Raw genomic sequence first — 17,270 nt, 5'->3', positions numbered from 1 at the left:
GCCCCGTGGCGCGCCCCCGCTCCGAGGGCGTGCCGCGGGGCGTTGGCGCCCCGTCGACGGAGCGTCACGGCGGCGCTCCGGCGCCCCGTGCGGTGGGGCGCCGCGGCCGCTCCGGGCCCCGGAGCGGCTCGTAACCACAGCGACACACCACCCGTTGGAGGGGGCATGGGTTTCACGATCGGCGGCATCCGGGACATCGGTGCCAGGCGCCGCGTGCGCGCGCCCGAGAGCACGACGGTGGCCGAATACACGGGGTTGTGGGGCTGGGACGTCGTGCCCGGCGCCCGGGCGGCGCGGACCGGCGGCGGGCGCGTGGAGTGTTCGTGCGGGGTGTCCGCGTGCCCGGCGCCCGGCGCGCATCCGCTGTCCTTCGGCGCGGAGATCACGGCGGGCGCCTCGCTGGAGACGGTCACGGCCGCCTGGTCGCGGACGCCGGGGGCGGCGGTGCTGCTGCCGGTGGGCCGGTCGTTCGACGTGCTCGACGTGCCGGAGGCGGCGGGCCGGTGCGGGCTGGCGCGGCTGGAGCGGATGGGGGTGCCGCTCGGGCCGGTGGCGCTCACACCCACGGGGCGCGCGCAGTTCTTCGTCGCGCCGGGGGCGGCCGCCGGGCTGCCGGGGCTGCTCTACCGGACGGGCTGGGACGACGCGGCGCTCGACCTGCGCCCCCTGGGGCGGGGCGATCACCTCACCGCTCCCCCGTCGGACCTCGGCGCGGACGGCCCCGTGCGCTGGCTCCGTCCGCCGTCCCTGGAGACGGCGGCCCACCCGCCGCAGGCCCGGCTGCTGCTGGGGATGCTCGCGTACGTCTGCCACCGCTCGGGCCGCCGGGCGGCTGCCGGATAGCGCCCGGCGCCCTCCGACGCGACGGCCCCCGGTGCCGCGCTCCGTACGGGAGCGGGCGCCGGGGGCCGTCTGTCGCCGGTGGCGGGTGGTCAGTCGCCGATCAGCGCGTCGACGAACGCCTCGGGCTCGAACGGCGCGAGGTCGTCGGCGCCCTCACCGAGGCCGACGAGCTTGACCGGGACGCCCAGCTCCCGCTGGACGGCGACGATGATGCCGCCCTTGGCGGTGCCGTCGAGCTTGGTGAGCACCACGCCGGTGATGTCCACGACCTCGGCGAAGACCCGCGCCTGGACCAGGCCGTTCTGGCCGGTGGTGGCGTCGAGGACGAGCAGCACCTCGCCGACCGGGCCGTGCTTCTCGACGACCCGCTTGACCTTGCCCAGCTCGTCCATGAGGCCGGTCTTGGTGTGCAGCCGGCCGGCGGTGTCGATGAGGACGACGTCGGCGGATTCGGCGATGCCCTCCTTGACGGCGTCGAAGGCGATGGAGGCGGGGTCGCCGCCCTCGGGGCCGCGCACGGTGCGGGCGCCGACCCGTTCGCCCCAGGTCTGGAGCTGGTCGGCGGCGGCGGCGCGGAAGGTGTCGGCGGCGCCGAGGACGACGGACTTGCCGTCGGCGACCAGCACACGGGCGAGCTTGCCGGTGGTGGTGGTCTTACCGGTGCCGTTGACGCCGACGACCATGACGACGCCGGGGATCTCGTCGCCGCCGTTGCCGATGCCGTTGGCGGTGTGCACGGAGCGGTCGGTGTCGGTGCCGATGAGGGCGAGCAGCTCCTCACGCAGCAGGGTGCGCAGCTCTTCGGGGGTGCGGGTGCCGAGGACCTTGACCCGCTCCCGCAGCCGCTCGACGAGTTCCTGGGTGGGGGCGACGCCGACGTCGGCGGTGAGGAGGGTCTCCTCGATCTCCTCCCAGGTGTCCTCGTCGAGGTGTTCACGGGACAGGAGGGTCAGCAGGCCCTTGCCGAGGGAGTTCTGCGACCGGGAGAGCCGGGCGCGCAGCCGCACCAGGCGGCCGGCGGTCGGCTCCGGGACCTCGATCTCCGGGGCGGGCGGGGCCTCCGGCTCGGCGGCCGGCGCCTCCGCCTCGGGGGCCTCGGCGACGGGCAGCGGGGTGTCTTCGATGGTGCGACGGGGTTCGTCGCGCGGGGCCTCGGCTTCCTCACCGACCTGCGGTTCTGCGGGCGGCGCGGTGACGGAGGGCGTGACGGGGGCGGCCGGCGGGGACGGCGGCAGCTGCTTCTTCTTGCGGCCGCTGACGACGAGCCCGCTGATCGCGCCGAGCACGACCACGGCGATGACTACAGCAAGGATGACGATTTCCATAACCCTCCCAGTATCAGCCACCTGCCGTCCGCGGGGGCCGCACGCGCCGATCCGGTGACCGCCGTGCGCCCCTCGCGCCCCCGCCTCGCCCCCCGGTGCGCGGGGCGCGCGTCCGACATGGGGAGGCTGGCCGGAAATCGCTGGTCAGCAGGGTGGCGGGAACGGGTTGGAGACTCCCTCGGACGACGTGGAGCTGCGGTTTCATGGAGGGGTCCAACAGGACGTTCGGCACGAACTTGGATCAAAGTACGATGGTGGACGGCTGCGCAACGCGCGTAGAGTCCTGGCGACCGAACCTGGCCGGGCACCACAGCCGCTGCCTCGTGTCTCCCGGCTGTCCGGGAGACGCTCCAGAACCGCGCACGGAGACACCTGCACCATGGGCACCACGTCCACCCCCGACGCCGAGGGCGCCGTCGAGACCCGGGGCATCGAGCCCGTACCCGACGGCGAACGCCACGGACGCGTCCGCGAACTCTTCCCCACCTGGGTCGCCGCCAACATCAGCGTGCTCCTGCTGACCATGGGCGCCGCGCTGGTGGTCAACAACGGACTGAACTTCTGGCAGGTGCTGCTGGTCGCCGCCATCGCCGCGACGGTGGCGTTCGGCATGGTCGGGGTGCTGTCGGTGTCCGGGAAGTGGGGCGGCGCGCCGGGCGCAATGCTCTCCCGGGCGGCGTTCGGCGTCCGCGGCAACTACTTCCCGGGCGCGATCCTGTGGGTGGCCCGCTTCGGCTGGGAGACGATCAACGCCGTCACCGGCGCGTACGCGGTGCTGACGGTGCTGCGGCTGCTGTTCGGCGTCCGCGCCAACAACCTGCTGATCGTCATCACGCTGCTCGCGTTCGTCGCCTGTACGTATCTGGTGAGCGGCATGGGGCGCAAGGCGCTCAATCTCTGCAACCGGTACTCCACCTACCTCTTCGGCGCGTTCACCGTGATGGTGCTGGTGTATCTGATCGCCACCATGGACTGGCAGGCGATCTTCGCGAAGAAGGCGGGCACCACCGCGATGGTGATCGCCGGCATCGGCACCATCGCCGCGGGCGGCATCAGCTGGGTGCCCACCGGTCCGGACTTCGCGCGCTACCTCCCGCACTCCGCATCAGGCCGCCGGATCGTCGGCGCCACGGTCTCCGGCGCCGCGCTGGTGCTGGTGCCGATGGTGCTGATGGGCGGCGTGATGGCGGTGTCCAACCCGAAGCTGGCCGGGCAGAACACCGACCCGATGTCGTTCCTCGGCACCATCCTGCCGACCTGGCTGGCGGTGCCGTACCTGATCACCGCGCTGGTCGGGATGGTGCTGATCAACAGCCTGTCGATGTACTCCGCCGGCTTCACCGCGCAGACCATGGGCGTCAAGCTGCCGCGCGCCCTGGCGGTGAGCATCAACGCCGTCATCAGCCTGGTGGGCGGGCTGTTCATGATGCTGGTGGCGAAGGACTTCATCGGGCAGTTCATCACCTTCCTGACGCTGCTGGCGGTCTCGTTCTCCGCCTGGATCGGCGTCTACGCGGTGGACATGGCGCGGCGCCGCACGCTGGCGGTCCGCTACGACGCCGACGGCCTGATGACCATCGGGCGCACCAGCCGCTACTGGTACGTGGGCGGCTTCTGCTGGCAGGCCATGACCGCCTGGGCCGTGGCGCTGGCGGCGGGGCTGTGCTTCACGAAGGTGCAGTGGTTCACCGGCCCGCTGGCCACCACCTGGATCGGCCGCAACGGCCTGGGCTGGGCGGCCACGATCCTCCTCGCCGCCGTCCTCTTCGCGGTGCTGCCCCGCCCGAAGGAGAACGCCCCGGCGGAGGAGCCGGCCGCCGACGGCCGGGCGCCGCTCAGGAAGAGCTGACCGAGGCGCGGTGCGTGGGGCATGGGGTGCGGGGCCGGGCGGTCGGCCCCGCACCCCATGCCCGTCCCATCGCGGCACCCCCGCCGCCCCGCGCCCGGCACCATGCCGGGCCCCGCCCCTCTGCGGCGCCACGCCGCGGCCCCGTGCGGCCCCGTGCCGGACATCCCTGGAATTCTGACACCCCGTCAGCTACCGTCCCCTTCGCCCGCCACCCGGCGAAGGGGACGCCGTCATGCCGCCCGTCACCGTTCTGCGCCTGAACCTCGTCGATCCCGACCCCTCGGCCGCTGCCGCCCGCTACCGCGCGGCGCTGGAGATGGCCGCGTACGCCGACGCGCGGGGCGTGACCTGCGTGCAGACCGAGGAGCACCACGCCACCGGCGACGGCTGGATGCCCGCCCCGCTGGCCTTCGCCGGGGCGCTGCTCGGCGCCACCCGGCGGATCGCGGTCACGCTCTCCGCGCTGCTCACGCCGTTGCACGACCCGCTCCGGCTGGCCGAGGACCTCGCCGTGCTCGACCTGCTCGGCGGCGGCCGGCTGATCACCGTCGCCGGGCTCGGCTACCGGCCCCGGGAGTACGCCGCGTTCGGCAAGGACTGGGCGGGGCGCGGCGCCCTCCAGGACGAGGTGCTGCAGACGCTGCTCACCGCATGGCGCGGCGAGCCGTTCCGGTACCGGGGCCGCACCGTGCACGTGACGCCGCGCCCGTACACCCGGCCGCATCCGCCGTTGCTGGTGGGCGGCGCATCGCGCGCCGCGGCCCGGCGCGCCGCCCGGCTGGAGCTGCCGTTCTTCCCCTCCGCCCGTCTGCCGGAGCTGCTGGCGTACCACCGTGAACGGTGCGCCGCGTACGGCACCGAGTGCCGGGTGCAGCAACCGGACGCCCGCACCTGTCTGCTGCACCTCTCCGAGGACCCGGCGCGGGCCTGGGAGCGCTACGGGCCGCATCTGCTGTACGAGGCCCGGACCTACGCGTCCTGGCAGCCCGCGGGCGCCCGCTCGGCGGTGCGCTCGGCCGCCCGCGACGTGGCGGAGCTGCGCGCGGAGGGCGTGTACCGCATCGTCACCCCGCAGGAGTGCCGGCAACTGGCCCAGGGGCCGGACGCGCCGGGCTCGTTGATCCTTCACCCGCTGTGCGGCGGCATGCCGGTCGACGAGGGCTGGCGCTCCCTCCGCCTCTTCACGGACGAGGTCCTGCCGGCGCTGGGGTGAGAGGGGCGTACGGGGCCGGGTGCCGCACGGGGCGGGGTCGGCGATCCGGCCCCATGCGGCAGCGCACGGGGCGGGCGGACCGGCCCCATGCGGCACGGGGCACGGGCGGTGCGGGCCGTCCCATGCGCCCCGCACCGCCCGTGCCCCGCCTCATCAGCCCTCCGGGTAGAAGACGAACAGCGTGCAGCCCTCCGCGGACTGCGGTACGTGCCAGGAGCCGGCGGGGGCGTGGAGGAAGGTCCCCGCGGGGTGGGCGCGGTCGCCGTCGTGGAAGGTTCCGGAGACCACGTAGACCTCCTCCGGGCCGGGCTCGTGGACGTCGATCCCGTCCCAGCAGCTGCCGGGGGCGAACTCCACGACCATCGCCTTCGCGCCGTTCTCCCCCTCCCACAGCGGCCGGGCGGTGATGCCGGAGGTGACTTCCTTGACGTCGGCGTCGGCCACCGTGCGGAAAAGGTAGCCGGGTGTGCCGCCCACGCCCCCGGGGTGCGCCCCCGCCACCGCTCCGGCGGCTATGCCCTCGGGCGCCGTGTGCTGTCCATCGTTGACCTGCGTGTTCACGTTCATGGGGACAGCTTGTCGGTCCGGTGCGGGCCGTTCCCAGTACCAGAAGCGACCCCACCGGGTACTTTCCTGCCATGATCGAATCGTCGTCCCGTACCGCCCCGCCACCGGGTGGGGACGGACGGCGCCATCAGGTCGTGGCGCTGGTGCACGCCCCGCAGCCGACGTTCGAACTGGGCTGTGCCGCGGAGGTCTTCGGCACCCGGCGGCCCGGCTTCCCCCCGTACTACGACTTCCGGATCTGCGCGCTGCGGCCCGGCCCCGTGGCGACGACGGCCGGGTACCCGCTGCACGCCGCGGCGGGGCTGTCCGCGCTGGCCGGGGCCGACACCGTCGTCGTCCCCGGCTGGGTGCCCGAGGCGCCGCTGCCCGAGGAGATACGCGGGGCGCTGCGCGGCGCCCACGCCCGCGGCGCCCGCATGGTGGGGCTCTGCTCGGGCGCGTACGCGCTGGCCGCCGCGGGGCTGCTCGACGGGCGGCGGGCGACGACCCACTGGCGGCGCGCGGCGCACTTCGCGGCCCGCTTCCCGCGTGTGCGGATGGACGCCACGGTGCTCTACATCGACCACGGCGACGTGGCGACGAGCGCCGGGGCGGCGGCCGGGATCGACCTCCTGCTGCATCTGGTCCGCGCCGACCACGGCGCCGGGTACGCGGCGCGCGTCGGCCGGGACATGGGGGTGCCGCCGCACCGCGAGGGCGGCCAGCCGCAGTTCACCGAGGACGCGCCGCCCCACCGGGCGGAGCCGTCGCTGGCGCCGCTGCTCGACTGGGTCTCCGGACGGCTGGGGACGCGGGTGTCGGTGGCGGAGATGGCGGCGCAGCTGCGGGTCTCGCCGCGGACGCTGGCGCGCCGCTTCACCGATCAGGTGGGCGTCAGCCCTGGGCAGTGGCTGCTGGCCCAGCGGATCTCCGCGGCGCGGACGCTGCTGGAGGAGACCGATCTGCCGGTCGAGGCGGTGGCCGTCCGCGTCGGCCTGTCGTCCGCGGCCAATCTGCGGCGGCGGTTCCACCACGCGCTGGGCACCACGCCCGCCGCCTACCGCAGCACCTTCCGCCACCGTCTCCCGGCGCCGCCCCAAAGCCCCGGCACCTGACCGGACGGGAGCCGGCACGGGCCCCGCGCCCCGCGGCCGCCCGCCCCGTGCGCCGCCCCGCCCCTCGCACACGGCACCGCCCCGGCTCTCCTTATGAGCCGGGGCGGTGTCCACTTCCGAGGGGACGGACTGGCGGGGTGGGTTAGCCCATCTCCTCCAACGCCTTGCCCTTGGTCTCCTTCACGAACTTCAGCACGAAGGGGATCGAGAGCAGGGCGAAGATCATGTAGATCACGTACGTACCGGAGAGGTTCCAGTCGGACAGGCTCGGGAAGCTCGCCGTGATGGCCCAGTTGGCGATCCACTGGGCGGAGGCGGCGACGCCGAGCGCCGCGGCGCGGATGCGGTTGGGGAACATCTCGCCGAGGAAGACCCAGACCACGACACCCCAGGAGAGGGCGAAGAAGAGCACGAAGCAGTGGGCCGCGATGAGGGCCACGGTGCCCTGCGTCGCCGGCAGCGTCCCGGCCGCGGTCTTGGCGGAGAAGGCCCATGCCTCCAGGGCGAGCGCCACGGCCATACCGGAAGAGCCGATGAGGGCCAGCGGGCGGCGGCCGATCCGGTCCACGAAGATCATGGCGATGACGGTGCCGATGATGTTGATGATCGACGTGGTGAAGCTGTAGAAGAACGAGCTCTCGGGGTTGATGCCCACGGACTGCCACAGCGTCGACGAGTAGTAGAAGGCGACGTTGATGCCGACCAGCTGCTGGAAGACCGACAGCCCGATGCCGACCCACACGATCGGCAGGAAGCCGCCCCGGCCGCCCAGCAGGTCCTTGAACGTCGACCGGTGCTCCCGGCGCATCGCCTCCTGGATCTCCTCGACCCGGACATCGAGATCGACGCCGTGCCCCTCGACCTCGGACAGCACCTGCTTCGCCTTGGTGGTTTTGCCGACGGAGATCAAGAAGCGCGGCGACTCCGGGATGGCGAACGACAGCAGGCCGTACAGGAGCGCCGGGATCACCATCACGCCGAGCATCCACTGCCACGCCTCGAACCCGGCGAGCCGGCCGCGCTGGTTGCCGTCGGCGAGGTTGAGGATGCCCCAGTTGACGAGCTGGGAGACGGCGATGCCGACGACGATCGCGGCCTGCTGGAACGAGCCGAGCCGTCCCCGGTACGCGGGCGGCGAGACCTCGGCGATGTACGCCGGGCCGATGACCGACGCCATGCCGATCGCGACACCGCCGAACACCCGCCACATGGCGAGGTCCCAGAGCGCGAACGGCAGCGCGGAGCCGACGGCGCTGACGGTGAAGAGCGCGGCGGAGATCTGCATCACGCGGATGCGGCCGATCCGGTCGGCGATCCGGCCCGCGGTGGCCGCGCCGATCGCACAGCCGATCAGCGCGATGGCGATGACCTGGGCCAGCACGGCGGAACCCACCTCGTACCGGCTGCGGATCGCCTCGACGGCGCCGTTGATGACGGAGCTGTCGTAGCCGAAGAGGAAGCCGCCCATCGCGGCAGCCGCGGTGATGAAGATGACATGGCCGAGATGGTCCGGCTGGGCCTTGCGGCCTTCCGGTACCGCCGGCTGCGCGGTGCTGGTCAACGTGTACTCCAGTGGCCCGGCTGCGCTGCCGGGCGTAGGGGGCTGGCACTTCCAGTGGCGCATACGACGGGGGCAGCCACCACGTGAAGATAAAAGCGACGTTGCAGAGACTATGCGTTCAAGTTTCTAAGTCAATAGACCGAGATGAAAATGTGCGGCCGCCCCGTTGGGTGATGTGAATTCAAGTTCTGAACGAAGCCGGAGGAGGCTCAGCGCAGCCGCTGACTGATGACCTTCGAGACGCCGTCGCCCTGCATCGAGACGCCGTAGAGCGCGTCGGCGACCTCCATCGTCCGCTTCTGGTGCGTGATCACGATCAGCTGGCTGCTCTCCTGCAGCTCCTCCATGATCCCGATCAGCCGCTGCAGGTTGGTGTCGTCCAGCGCCGCCTCGACCTCGTCCATCACGTAGAACGGGCTGGGGCGCGCCTTGAAGATCGAGACCAGCAGGGCCACCGCGGTCAGCGACCGTTCGCCGCCGGAGAGCAGCGAGAGCCGCTTGACCTTCTTGCCCGGCGGACGGGCCTCCACGTCCACGCCGGTGGTGAGCATGTGCTCCGGATCGGTCAGCACCAGCCGGCCCTCGCCGCCCGGGAAGAGCCGCCCGAAGACGCCCTCGAACTCCCGCGCCGTGTCGTGGAACGCCTCGGTGAAGACCTGCTCCACGCGCTTGTCGACGTCCTTGACCACCTGGAGCAGGTCGGACCGGGTCTTCTTCAAGTCTTCAAGCTGCTCGCTGAGGAACTGGTGCCGTTCCTCCAGTGCGGCGAACTCCTCCAGGGCGAGCGGGTTCACCTTCCCGAGCTGCTGATACGCCCGCTCGGCCGCCTTGAGTCGCTTCTCCTGCTCGCCGCGGACGTACGCCACCGGCTGGTTCCGCGGGTGCTCCGGATCGTCCGGCAACCGCTCGCCCTCGGCGGGCGGCGACGGCGGCACGGGCTGGTCCGGCCCGTACTCCGCGACCAGCGCGGCCGGCTCGACACCCAGCTCCTCCAGGGCACGCGACTCCAACTGCTCGATCCGCAGCCGCTTCTCGGCGCCCAGGACCTCGCCCCGGTGCACCGAGTCGGTCAACTTGTCCAGCTCCGCCGCGAGCTGCCGCCCCTGCTCCCGCGCGGCCGCCAGCGCCTCCTCACTCCCGGCGGTGGCCCGCTGCGCCACCGCCCGCTCCTCCTCGGCCCGGACGAGCGAGACCTCGACGTGTGCCAGCAGCTGCCGGGCGCCCGAGACGACCGCCGAGGCCACCGCCGCCTCGTGGCGCAGCCGGGCGCGCCGCCGCTCCGCGCGCGCCCGCGCCTCCCGCTCCGCGCGCGCCCCCCGGTCCAGCGCGTCGGCCCGCCCGGCGAGCGCCTTGACCCGCTCCTCGTGCGTACGCGTCTGGAGCCTGGCCTCCATCTCGGTCTGGCGGGCGTTGGCGCCGTCGGCGGCCAGCCGGTCGCGCACCGAGGTGTCCGGCTCCTCCTCGGCAGGCTCCTCCTCGGCGACCGCCAGCCGCTCGGCCAGCTCCTCGGCCTCCTCGGTGGCGCGGGCCAGGGCCTCCTCGGCCTTCGCCGTCGCGGCGGCGGCCCGTTCGGCCTCCCCCGCGGCCGCCCGCGCCTGCCCGGCCAGCCGCCCGAGGTCCCCGGCGACCTGCGACTGCTCGCGCTCCGCGGTGCGCCGCCGGGCGTCCACCTCCGCGACGTGGGCGGCGGCCGCGGCGCGCCGTTCGGCGGCCGTGTGCCGCTCCTCGGCGAGCGCCGTGCAGCGGTCGTCCAGCGCGGCGAGTTCGGCGGCCGCCTCGTCGACGGCGGCCTGCACCTCCAGCAGGCTCGGCGCACCGGCCGACCCGCCATGCGCGAAGTGCCCGCCGAGCACATCGCCCTCACCGGTGACGGCCGTCAGCTCGGGCCGCGCCGCGATCAGCTCCTCGGCGTCCTCCAGCGTCGCGACGACCACCACGTCGCGCAGCAGCCGCCGCACCGCCGCGGTCAACTCCGGCGGCCCGTCGACGAGTTCCGCGGCCCGCAGCCCGTGTTCCCGGGGGCCGGGCAGCAGCCCGGCGGCCTCCGGGGCGCCCGCCCCGTCCGGCTCCGTGCCCGCCTCCCGCGCGGGCGCCGGCACCCGGGCGCCGCACGGTGCCGCGGCGCCGCCGGGCGCCCCGGGCGCGGGCACGGCGGGACCGGCCGTCGCGGCCACCGTCTCCCCCGGCGCGGCCAGCAGCATCGCCGCGCGGCCCGCGTCCTGCTTGCGCAGCAACCGGATGGCGTCGGCGGCGGCCGCCGGGCCGCTCACCGCGAGCGCGTCGGCGGCGACACCGAGCGCGGCGGCCACCGGCACCTCGTGGCCGGGCGCGACGGTCAGCAGCTCAGCGGCCGGTCCGAGCAGCCCCGTCAGCTCCTCGGACGCGGCCAGGAGCGCACCGCTGCCGTCCTTGCGCCGCAGCCCCGAGGCGAGCGCATCGTGCCGCGCCGAGGTCGCGGCACGCTTGCGCTCCGCGACGGTCAGCGCCTCCCGTGCGGCCTCCAGCGCGGCGTCCGCGGCGGCGAGCTCCTGCCGGGCGGCCTCGTCCCGTTCGGCGTCCTCGGCGCGCGTCGCCTCCAGGACGCCGGCCTCCGCCGCACGCCGCTCGTACTCCTCCTGCGCCTCCTGCGCCCGCTCCCGGGCGCTGTCACGGGAGGCGGCGAGACGGCCGATCTCGGCCTGTGCGGAGGCGGCCCGGCCGCGGGCGCCGCTGACCTGCCCGCTGAGCCGCGCCAGGCCCTCGCGCCGGTCGGCGAGGGCCCGCGCCACGTCCCGCAGCCGCCGCTCCTCGTCGGCCAACTCCCGCTCCAGGGCGGCGCGGTGCTCGACGGTGTCCTCCAGCGCCCGGCTCGCCGCCTCGACCGCGGCGGTCAGCTCCGCCTCCTGCTCGCGGATGCGGGCGGCCTCGCGCTCCATGTCCTCCGGGTCGCGGCCGCGCCGCTCCTCGGGCGGGGCCTGCCGGGCGCTGCGGACCCGCGCCTCGGCGAGTGAGACGGTGCCGCGCACCCGCTCGGCGAAGCGCGACAGCTCGTACCAGTTCTGCTGGGCCCGCTGCACCCGCGGCGTCAGCGTCCGCAGCCGCTCCTCCAGCTCCGCCTCCTGCCGCCGGGCGTCCCGCAACCGGTGCTCGGCGGCCTCCTTGCGCTGCTTGAGCGCCGCCTCGTCGGCGATCTCGGCGTGCAGTGCGCGGCGCAGCGTGACGAGGTCGTCGGCGAGCAGCCGCAGCCGGGCGTCGCGCAGATCGGCCTGGATGACGGCGGCGCGCCGAGCGACCGCCGCCTGCCGGCCGAGCGGTTTGAGCTGGCGGCGCAGCTCGTCGGTGAGGTCCTGGACGCGGGCGAGGTTCGCCTGCATCGCGTCCAGCTTCCGGACCGCCTTCTCCTTGCGCTTGCGGTGCTTGAGGACGCCGGCGGCCTCCTCGATGAAGGCCCGGCGACCCATCGGATCGGCGTGCAGCACCCCGTCGAGCTGCCCCTGCCCGACGATGACGTGCATCTCCCGGCCGATGCCGGAGTCGCTGAGGAGTTCCTGTATGTCGAGCAGCCGGCAGGTGTCACCGTTGATCTGGTACTCGCTGCCGCCGTTGCGGAACATCGTCCGGGTGAGGGTGACCTCGGCGTACTCGATGGGGAGCGCGCCGTCGGAGTTGTCGATGGTCAGCGACACCTCGGCCCGGCCGAGCGGGGGCCGCCCGGTCGTCCCGGCGAAGATGACGTCCTCCATCTTGCCGCCGCGCAGCGACTTGGCACCCTGCTCACCCATCACCCAGGACAGCGCGTCCACGACGTTGGACTTGCCGGATCCGTTGGGCCCGACGACGCAGGTGATACCCGGTTCGAAGCGGAGCGTCGTGGCGGAGGCGAAGGACTTGAAGCCTCGCAGGGTCAGACTCTTGAGGTGCACGCCGTGCGACTTTACCGGCCGATTCCGGGCGCCCCGGACGACATCCCGGGGCCCGGCCGGGGCCGCGGCGCCGCCTCGTGTTCTCTTTCGGTTTCGTGCCGCGTGGCGCAGGGCACATCATGCGGTAAGCGCCGGACGCAGCCGGCACTCGGGGCGCGGGGAGGGCGGACATGACGAAGGGACGCCGAAGCGTCCCTTTTGCAGATCTCGCGTGGCGCGGATCGTGCTGATTGCAGTTCCTCAAGCAGGTGGCATACGCCTTACCGGCCCTTGAGGCGGGGGTCAGGTGAGCGCGGGCTCCGCCTGGGGTACGTCGAGCATCGAACCTTCGTGACGTGCGGCAGCGGACAGCATGTCGTTTTCGGCCTGCATCCGGATCAGTTCCGATTCCAGGTCCTGCACGCGCTGCTGAAGCCGTCGCATCTCGGAGAGGACTCGGGGGTCGGAGCCGCCGACGTAACCGAGAAGCGCCTTTGCCATGATGGATGGTCCTCCACAATGAGTGACCGACCGAAGCGGTGTGGGTCGTGAGGGATTCCGCACCCGCGGTGCTTGTCATTTGCGGGGTTCTCAATGCCAAACAACTAAGGTGCGCGGGGATTCCAGAGTCTCACCAAATGTTTTGACGGTCAACACGATCACGCCCCGTATCGCCGGGCACCCGAGACGGCGCGGTCGCATGAACCGGGCGCCGATTCTCCAGAAAGGTGCCGCGGGGGCGTGGAGATCATCCGTACAGCGGCAGCCTTGCACGGGACGGCCGAGTTGGCAACCACCAGGCCAAATCTCCCGGCGGCCGACTTCCGGAGCATGGTCTGAAGATCATTCCCGAGGCCGCCGCGGCGCGGCTTTCGGTCGTCGCTCAACGCGTCGCGAAGCCGTCGTAACCCCCGCGCGGGGTGTCCCATATCTCAGTCACACCGTCGACGCGCCCGGGCGTGTCCCCGGCGCGCAGCCACTCCAGCAATTCCTCGCAGCGGTCCTTCGGCCCTTCGGCGACGACCTGGACGCGTCCGTCGTCCAAATTGAGCGCGAATCCGACCAGCTCGCCGATGCGCAGGGCGTTGGCGCGGGTGAACCAGCGGAACCCGACGCCCTGGACCCGGCCGCGCACCCATGCCGTCAGGCGGATTTCTTCGTTCATGGCGTGCACGGTATCCGGCCGGTCGGCCGGTGAGCACATCGGTGGTCCGGCAGGTCATGTCGTACAGTCACCCGGCAATCCAACTCACCCTTTCGGGTGAATTTCTCGATGCTGTACGGAAGGACGCCAGCGGATGGGCCGCCACAGACGTTCTGTTCCCCCCACCACCGAACCGGTGGGCGCCCCTACCACCGACGCCACCACCACCGGCGAGAGCCCCCGACGGAGCCGCCGTGCCCGGCGCACGGTGCCGGTCCGCACGGGGCTGATCGGCGCGTCCGCCGCGGTGGCGATGGGCACCGTCGCGGTCGCCTCGGGGCTGATACCCGGCGGCGGCGACCGGTACGTCGTGGGCGAGGAGGCCGGGCAGCCGGTCCGCGCCAACACGCTGCCGGACGCCTCCCCGCAGGGCGGCGAATCGGCCGTCCCGACGGACCGGGCGGCGAGCGCGGTCGGCCGCGGCAGCACCCGCGGCACGGTCACCGGCACCCACCGGCCGACCTCCGCGGCGTCCCCGTCCACGTCGCCGTCCCCGAAGAAGGACCACAACAGGTCGGCGTCGCCCGAGGCCGGCTCCGGGCACGGCGGGAGCAGCGACGCCTCCCCCGCCTCGCCCTCCACGGCGCCGAAGCACTCCACGCGCCCGCAGCGCTCGGTGGACGCCGGCTCGTCGGCCGAGGCACAGGTGCTGTCGCTGGTCAATCAGGAGCGCGCCAAGGCCGGGTGCTCGCCGGTCCGGGCCGACACCCAACTCGCCTCGCTGGCCCGGGCGTTCAGCGGCGACATGGCCGCGCGCGGCTTCTTCGACCACACCGACCCGGACGGCAAGGGCCCCTGGGACCGCGCCCGCGCGGCGGGCGTCTCCGACCTCGGCGGCGAGAACATCGCCCGTGGTCAGGCGGACGCCGCGGCCGTCATGGAGGCGTGGATGAACAGCCCCGGCCACCGCGCCAACATCCTCAACTGCGACTACCGCACCCTCGGCGTCGGTGTCCACCGCGGACCGGGCGGCCCTTGGTGGACGCAGGACTTCGGTTTCTGACACCGGCAGCCCTGCGGCCCGTCCCCGTCAGTCCGCCACGCCCAGATCGCGCCGCATCACCGCGCTCAGCACGCTGAGCGCGGGCTGCGCCGCCTTCAGGTCCGTCAAGGCGCGGTCCGCGCTCTCGCCGTCGTCGGCGCGTCCCCGGTCGAGGCGCTTGACGACGGCGTCGGCGCGCGCCAGGACCCGGTTGACGTCACGCGAGGCGACCAGCACCGCCTCGGGGACGATCATCTGCGCCTCGGCGTAGCGGTCGCGGTACTCCAGCCGCGCCTCCTCCGTCTGCTCGCGTTCGTGCGCGCCGTAGACGTCGTCGCGCAGGCGGTGCAGCGCGTCCTTGAGGAGGGTGTGGAACTGCCGGGAGGCGCGGTTGAGCGCGGTGTACGCGGCGCGGCGCTCCTCCAGGGAGCGGCGCGCCGCCTCCTGCTCCGCCTCCTCGGTGCGCTGGCGCCGGGTGATGTGGTGGGTGAGCAGCGGGGCGAAGAGCGTGCCCAGGACACCCACCACGGCGGTGATCATGGCGGCGATGACGGCGCTCATCCCGGCGGCTCCCCTCGCGTACCGTCCACCGGCTGCGCGCATTCCTCCATGCCGGCTTCCGGACGTCGTTCCGCCCGCCGCAGCAGATACGTGTGCAGCGCCGCCGCGGCGGTCAGGCGGTGGCGGGACGCCTGGTGCAGGGCCGCGCGGCGGCGGGCCAGCTCGGTGCGGAGGCGGTCGGGGCTGCCGGTCGTCCGCAGTTCGCGCAGAACGGCGGCGATGGCGGCGAGCGGATGGCCGCCGCGCCGCAGCAGCGCGGTGACATGCGCGAGGTGCAGTTCGGCGGCCGGGTAGCGGCGGTATCCGGTGGCCGGCTCGCGCTCCGGGCGCAGCAGGCCGTGGCGCTCCCAGAGCCGCAGGACGGGCGGCCGGACGCCCACCGTGCGGGCGGCGTCCCCGATCCGCACGGAGCGCGGTGCGGGCGCGGGCGGTTCGGCGGCCAGCACCGTGCCGAGGGCGTCGTGCACCGCCGTCAGCTCACCGCGCTCCCGGTCCAGCCGGGCATGGCTCGCGTCGAGCGCGGCCAGCGCGGTCTCCTCGTCGCCGTCGTGGACAGCGCGCATCACGGTGCGGGCGGTGGCCCAGCCGTGTCCGGCGGCGAGCGCCCGGGCGGCGGTCAGCGCCTCGGCGTGCACGGTGGTGAACCGGCGGTGGCCGCCCGCGCTGCGCGGCGCCGGCGGCAGCACCCCGGTGTCCAGATAGCTGCGCAGCTGCTGTACGGACAGGCCCGCCGCCCGCGCGAGATCACCGGCCCGCAACCTGTCCGCCACGCCGCCCTCCCCCGCCGCCCGCATCCGTCCGACGCGGTCAGCCTACGGGCCGGACGACCGCTGCGGCAGGGTCTCGTCACCGGTTGAGATTTTCCCGCCCATTTCCCGTGCCGACCTGCGCAGATGCCGTCGAAATCCCTGTTCGCACTTGAATGGAAGACTTGAGACCGGGCGGGATCACGCCCCTGACACGAGGGAGGCCGCGGCATGAAGTTCGTGCTCGAAGTCGAGCTGGACGAGGGAAAGACCGCGCAGGACCCGGCGGGCGAACTGGGCCGGATCCTGCGCTACTGGGGCGGCAATCTCCACCACTACGCGATGGCGCCCGGCGACGGCTCGGCCGTGTACGACTCGGAGTACCGCGAGGTCGGCCGGTGGCAGCTCACCGAGGCGCCCGCCGGCTGACCGCGGCGCCCGGAGCCCGACGGCGGGCGCCGCGGCCGGTGGTCAGGGCCGCGGCGGTCGCTGGCAGCGCGGGCAGAAGTAGCTGGAGCGGTTCATCCAGGGACGGCGGCGGATCGGGGTGCCGCACCGGCGGCACGGCTCGTCCTCCCGTCCGTACGCGTCGAGGGACCGCTCGAAGTAGCCGGACTCGCCGTTGACGTTGACGTAGAGGCTGTCGAAGCTGGTGCCGCCGACGGCGAGGGCGGCGGACATCACCTCCCGTACGTGGCCGAGGAGTTCGGCGGTGCGCGGGCGGGTGAGGGTGGCGGTGGGGCGCTCGTAGTGCAGGCGGGCGCGCCACAGCGCCTCGTCGGCGTAGATGTTGCCGACGCCGCTGATCAGGGACTGATCGAGCAGGGCGCGCTTGACGGTGGTGCGGCGGCGGCGCAGCGCGTCGTGGAAGGCGGCGTCGTCGAAGGCCGCGTCGAGCGGGTCGCGGGCGATGTGCGCGATGGCGTCCGGCAGCTGGTCGGCGTCGCCGGGCACGGTGTCGTGCAGCGAGAGGCCGCCGAAGGTGCGCTGGTCGACGAAGCGCAGCTCGGTACCGGCGGCGCCCTCGGGCGGCGGGGCCGCGCTGTCGTCGAAGCGGACCCGGATGCGCAGATGCTTCTCGTCCGGCGCGTCCCGCGGCTGCACCAGCAGCTGACCGCTCATCCCGAGGTGGGCGAGGACCGCGAGGCCGTGGGTGACGTCCGTGGTGACCTGCGGCGCGAGGCCCTCGGCCGCGGTCTGCGCGGCGGGGCCGCCGCCGGAGACCGGCAGCCAGAGGTACTTGCCGCGGCGCCGCGCCGCCTCGATGCGCAGCCCCGTCAGCCGGGCGGCGAAGTCGGCGGCGCCCGCGGTGTGGCGGCGGATCGCCCGCGGGTGCAGCACCTCGACCGCGTCGATGGTCCGGCCGCTGACCCAGCGCTCCAGTCCTCGGCGTACGACCTCGACCTCGGGCAGTTCGGGCACCGCGGCTCTCCTCACGGGTTTC

At 73.9% G+C, this 17,270-nt stretch carries 15 protein-coding genes; 6 read left to right on the top strand and 9 right to left on the bottom strand.

Annotated elements, in window-relative coordinates:
- Positions 1 to 165: 165 nt before the first annotated feature.
- Entirely contained in the window at positions 166 to 843 is a 678-nt protein-coding gene (locus ABT345_RS29715) for a bifunctional DNA primase/polymerase (RefSeq protein ID WP_345080239.1), read from the top strand.
- A gap of 89 nt (positions 844 to 932) precedes the next feature.
- Here ABT345_RS29715 and ftsY read toward each other — a convergent pair whose 3' ends face one another.
- A complete protein-coding gene (gene ftsY / locus ABT345_RS29710; protein ID WP_345080242.1) occupies positions 933 to 2,168 on the bottom strand; it encodes a signal recognition particle-docking protein FtsY in 1,236 nt (411 codons plus the stop codon).
- 379 nt (positions 2,169 to 2,547) lie between these two features.
- On the opposite strand from ftsY, the gene ABT345_RS29705 reads away from it, so the two are divergent.
- Complete coding sequence (locus tag ABT345_RS29705) at positions 2,548 to 4,017, top strand: purine-cytosine permease family protein (protein WP_345080245.1); 1,470 nt, start codon at positions 2,548 to 2,550, stop codon at positions 4,015 to 4,017.
- A gap of 232 nt (positions 4,018 to 4,249) precedes the next feature.
- Entirely contained in the window at positions 4,250 to 5,230 is a 981-nt protein-coding gene (locus ABT345_RS29700; protein ID WP_345080248.1) for an LLM class flavin-dependent oxidoreductase, read from the top strand.
- Positions 5,231 to 5,383: 153 nt separating this feature from the next.
- Here the strand turns inward: ABT345_RS29700 and ABT345_RS29695 are convergent, their stop codons facing one another.
- Positions 5,384 to 5,797 carry a cupin domain-containing protein gene (locus tag ABT345_RS29695; RefSeq protein WP_345080251.1) on the bottom strand — a complete coding sequence of 138 codons (414 nt, stop codon included), beginning with the start codon at positions 5,795 to 5,797 and terminating at the stop codon, positions 5,384 to 5,386.
- Positions 5,798 to 5,868: 71 nt separating this feature from the next.
- On the opposite strand from ABT345_RS29695, the gene ABT345_RS29690 reads away from it, so the two are divergent.
- Complete coding sequence (locus tag ABT345_RS29690) at positions 5,869 to 6,891, top strand: helix-turn-helix domain-containing protein (RefSeq protein ID WP_345080254.1); 1,023 nt, start codon at positions 5,869 to 5,871, stop codon at positions 6,889 to 6,891.
- Positions 6,892 to 7,033: 142 nt separating this feature from the next.
- On the opposite strand, the gene ABT345_RS29685 is transcribed toward ABT345_RS29690, so the two are convergent.
- From ABT345_RS29685 to ABT345_RS29670, 4 genes are all read right to left on the bottom strand, one after another.
- The gene (locus ABT345_RS29685) at positions 7,034 to 8,452 is read right to left on the bottom strand and encodes a sugar porter family MFS transporter (RefSeq protein WP_345080257.1); all 1,419 of its coding nucleotides are present in this window, start codon (positions 8,450 to 8,452) and stop codon (positions 7,034 to 7,036) included.
- Between the two features lie 209 nt (positions 8,453 to 8,661).
- A complete protein-coding gene (locus tag ABT345_RS29680) occupies positions 8,662 to 12,354 on the bottom strand; it encodes a chromosome segregation SMC family protein (RefSeq protein ID WP_345080260.1) in 3,693 nt (1,230 codons plus the stop codon).
- A gap of 282 nt (positions 12,355 to 12,636) precedes the next feature.
- Positions 12,637 to 12,834: a hypothetical protein gene (locus tag ABT345_RS29675; RefSeq protein WP_345080263.1), complete on the bottom strand. Its 198-nt coding sequence runs from the start codon at positions 12,832 to 12,834 to the stop codon at positions 12,637 to 12,639.
- A 382-nt stretch (positions 12,835 to 13,216) separates the two neighbouring features.
- Positions 13,217 to 13,498, bottom strand: a complete 282-nt coding sequence (locus ABT345_RS29670; RefSeq protein WP_345080266.1) for an acylphosphatase — start codon at positions 13,496 to 13,498, stop codon at positions 13,217 to 13,219.
- 133 nt (positions 13,499 to 13,631) lie between these two features.
- On the opposite strand from ABT345_RS29670, the gene ABT345_RS29665 reads away from it, so the two are divergent.
- On the top strand, positions 13,632 to 14,540 hold the full coding sequence (locus ABT345_RS29665) for a CAP domain-containing protein (protein ID WP_386459079.1): 909 nt from the start codon (positions 13,632 to 13,634) through the stop codon (positions 14,538 to 14,540).
- Between the two features lie 27 nt (positions 14,541 to 14,567).
- On the opposite strand, the gene ABT345_RS29660 is transcribed toward ABT345_RS29665, so the two are convergent.
- Both ABT345_RS29660 and ABT345_RS29655 read right to left on the bottom strand, forming a co-directional pair.
- Positions 14,568 to 15,080, bottom strand: coding sequence for a hypothetical protein (locus ABT345_RS29660; RefSeq protein ID WP_345080272.1), 513 nt, complete (start codon positions 15,078 to 15,080; stop codon positions 14,568 to 14,570).
- On the bottom strand, positions 15,077 to 15,850 hold the full coding sequence (locus ABT345_RS29655; protein WP_345080274.1) for a MerR family transcriptional regulator: 774 nt from the start codon (positions 15,848 to 15,850) through the stop codon (positions 15,077 to 15,079). Before ABT345_RS29655 ends, ABT345_RS29660 begins: the two co-directional genes overlap by 4 nt.
- Before the next feature lie 207 nt (positions 15,851 to 16,057).
- On the opposite strand from ABT345_RS29655, the gene ABT345_RS29650 reads away from it, so the two are divergent.
- Positions 16,058 to 16,255, top strand: a complete 198-nt coding sequence (locus ABT345_RS29650) for a hypothetical protein (RefSeq protein WP_345080278.1) — start codon at positions 16,058 to 16,060, stop codon at positions 16,253 to 16,255.
- 42 nt (positions 16,256 to 16,297) lie between these two features.
- Here the strand turns inward: ABT345_RS29650 and mutM are convergent, their stop codons facing one another.
- The gene (gene mutM / locus ABT345_RS29645; RefSeq protein ID WP_345080281.1) at positions 16,298 to 17,248 is read right to left on the bottom strand and encodes a bifunctional DNA-formamidopyrimidine glycosylase/DNA-(apurinic or apyrimidinic site) lyase; all 951 of its coding nucleotides are present in this window, start codon (positions 17,246 to 17,248) and stop codon (positions 16,298 to 16,300) included.
- Between the last annotated feature and the right edge of the window lie 22 nt (positions 17,249 to 17,270).

This window comes from Streptomyces sp. NPDC000404 (genome assembly GCF_040300365.1).
Lineage (GTDB): Bacteria > Actinomycetota > Actinomycetes > Streptomycetales > Streptomycetaceae > Streptomyces > Streptomyces ramulosus.
The sequence above is the reverse complement of the archived record's forward strand: the minus strand, read 5'-3'. Positions and strand labels throughout refer to the sequence as shown.

Excerpts from the sequence above, each read along its gene's own strand:
- ABT345_RS29675 (WP_345080263.1), bottom strand. The coding sequence starts at position 12,834 with ATGGCAAAGGCGCTTCTCGGTTACGTCGGCGGCTCCGACCCCCGAGTC.
- ABT345_RS29670 (WP_345080266.1), bottom strand. The coding sequence starts at position 13,498 with ATGAACGAAGAAATCCGCCTGACGGCATGGGTGCGCGGCCGGGTCCAG.
- ABT345_RS29660 (WP_345080272.1), bottom strand. The coding sequence starts at position 15,080 with ATGAGCGCCGTCATCGCCGCCATGATCACCGCCGTGGTGGGTGTCCTG.
- ABT345_RS29695 (WP_345080251.1), bottom strand. The coding sequence starts at position 5,797 with ATGAACGTGAACACGCAGGTCAACGATGGACAGCACACGGCGCCCGAG.
- ABT345_RS29650 (WP_345080278.1), top strand. The coding sequence starts at position 16,058 with ATGAAGTTCGTGCTCGAAGTCGAGCTGGACGAGGGAAAGACCGCGCAG.
- ABT345_RS29690 (WP_345080254.1), top strand. The coding sequence starts at position 5,869 with ATGATCGAATCGTCGTCCCGTACCGCCCCGCCACCGGGTGGGGACGGA.
- ABT345_RS29705 (WP_345080245.1), top strand. The coding sequence starts at position 2,548 with ATGGGCACCACGTCCACCCCCGACGCCGAGGGCGCCGTCGAGACCCGG.
- ABT345_RS29700 (WP_345080248.1), top strand. The coding sequence starts at position 4,250 with ATGCCGCCCGTCACCGTTCTGCGCCTGAACCTCGTCGATCCCGACCCC.
- ABT345_RS29715 (WP_345080239.1), top strand. The coding sequence starts at position 166 with ATGGGTTTCACGATCGGCGGCATCCGGGACATCGGTGCCAGGCGCCGC.
- ABT345_RS29665 (WP_386459079.1), top strand. The coding sequence starts at position 13,632 with ATGGGCCGCCACAGACGTTCTGTTCCCCCCACCACCGAACCGGTGGGC.
- ftsY (WP_345080242.1), bottom strand. The coding sequence starts at position 2,168 with ATGGAAATCGTCATCCTTGCTGTAGTCATCGCCGTGGTCGTGCTCGGC.